This is a genomic window from Natrinema soli, assembly GCF_028618695.1.
Map to the genome: position 1 here is coordinate 1 of NZ_JAQIVI010000802.1, position 2,025 is coordinate 2,025.

The window sequence follows — 2,025 nt, forward strand, 5'->3', positions numbered from 1 at the left end:
CGCCGCGGCGCTGGCGGACTCGCTATCGGTCGATCGGGTCGTCGTCCCGCGACCAGGCGGGGTCCTCTCCGCGTTCGGCCTGCTCGCGGCCGATGAGAGCTACGATGCCGTTCGTACCGTCGGGGTGGCCCTCGACACAGCCGATCCAGCCACTCTCGAGACCGTCTACGACGGCCTCGTGGCAGACGTGCTTTCGGACGCGTCCGAGCCGGACGCGGCGCGGGTCGAACGGGGCGCCGACTGCCGGTACGCGGGCCAGAGCTTCGAACTGACCGTGCCCGTCGACGACGAGTTCGACGCGAGAGCGGTCGCAGATCGCTTCCACGATGCCCACGAGCGGACCCACGGCTACGCGATGGATGAATCGATCGAGGTCGTCAATCTCCGCGCGACGGCGACGATAGCCGGATCGGAGCCGACCATCCGCCACGAGGGCGCGGGCGACGCCGCCGTTGGGACTCGAAAAGCGCACTTCCCCGGCACCGGGACCGAACCGCGAGCGGCGACCGTCTACGACCGGGACCGACTCGAGACGGGCGCGTCTATCGCAGGGCCGGCAGTGCTCGAGCAGGCCGAAAGTACGACCGTCGTGCCGCCCGCCTGGGATGGCGAAATTCTCGCGGACGGAACGCTGATCATGACGCGAACGGAGGAGGACGAACAATGACGCCAGGTTCGACGAACGACACGGACGACAGCATCGACCCGGTGACCCTCGAGGTGTTACGTAACCAACTCGAAAGCGTCGCCGAGGAGATGGGCCAGACCCTGATCCGGGGGGCCTACTCGCCGAACATCAAGGAACGTCGGGACTGCTCGACGGCGCTGTTCGACGCCGAGGGACGGATGATCGCGCAGGCCGAGCACATCCCCGTTCACCTCGGCGCGATGCCGGCCGCCGTGGGCGCCGTACGCGAGCACGACCTGAATCCGGGCGACGTGTTCGTGCTCAACGACCCCTTCACCGGTGGAACGCACCTGCCGGACGTGACGATGGTCTCGCCGATCGCCCCCGACGGAACGATCGTCGGCTACGCGGTCTCTCGAGCCCACCACGCCGATGTCGGCGGGATGACCCCCGGCAGCATGCCCGCCGGTGCGCAGGAGATCTATCAGGAGGGGCTTCGGCTCCCGCCGACTCGCTTCGTCGAGGGCGGCGAGGATCGAGAAGAGGTCCGCTCGCTCGTCCTCGCGAACGTCCGCAACCCTCGCGAGCGCCGGGCCGACCTCCGCGCCCAGCAGGCGGCGAACGAGCGCGCCGAGGAACGGCTCGCCGCGCTCTTCGAGGAACACGGCCGCGAGACCGTCCTCGAGGGATTCGACGCCGTAATCGACTATTCCCGTGAGCGGATCACTAAGGAGATCGCGGCCTTGCCCGACGGCACCTACGAAGCGACCGACTTCCTTGAGGGCGACGGCGTGACCGACGAGGACATCGAGATCGCGGTGACGGTGACCGTCGACGGCGAGACGGTCCACGTCGACTTCGCGGGGACCGCGGCGCAGGTCGCGGGCAATCTCAACGCCCCTGTGGCGGTCGCGACGAGCGCCGTCTACTTCGTCGTCCGCTGTATCACCGACCCCGAGATCCCGCCGAACCACGGCTGCTACGAACCGGTGAGCGTCCATGCGCCCGAGGGCTCGCTGCTCAATCCCGAGCCGCCCGCGGCGGTCGTCGGTGGCAACGTCGAGACCAGCCAGCGAGTCACCGATGTCGTCTTCACCGCGCTCGCGGGGGCCGCGCCCGATCGCGTACCGGCCCAGAGCCAGGGGACGATGAACAACCTCACCGTCGGCGCGCGGGACGGCTCCTTCGCCTACTACGAGACGATCGGCGGCGGCTTCGGCGCGCGAGCGGACCGCGACGGGATGGACGGCGTGCAGGTCGGTATGACGAACACGCTCAACACCCCTGTCGAATCGCTCGAGACCGAGTACCCGCTCCGGGTCGAGCACTACGCGCTCCGAGACGACAGCGGCGGTCGCGGGCGATTTCGCGGCGGGCTGGGCCTCGAGCGCTCGGTC

The 2,025-nt window shown here is 69.2% G+C and carries 1 protein-coding gene and 1 pseudogene; both read left to right on the forward strand.

What is annotated here, in order from left to right; all coding sequences use genetic code 11:
* A pseudogene (locus PGX04_RS32850) lies at window positions 1-667 on the forward strand (hydantoinase/oxoprolinase family protein); the annotation flags it as partial.
* On the forward strand, window positions 664-2,025 hold a 1,362-nt coding region (locus tag PGX04_RS32855), incomplete at its 3' end, for a hydantoinase B/oxoprolinase family protein (RefSeq protein WP_273742311.1). The pseudogene PGX04_RS32850 and the gene PGX04_RS32855, both read left to right, overlap by 4 nt.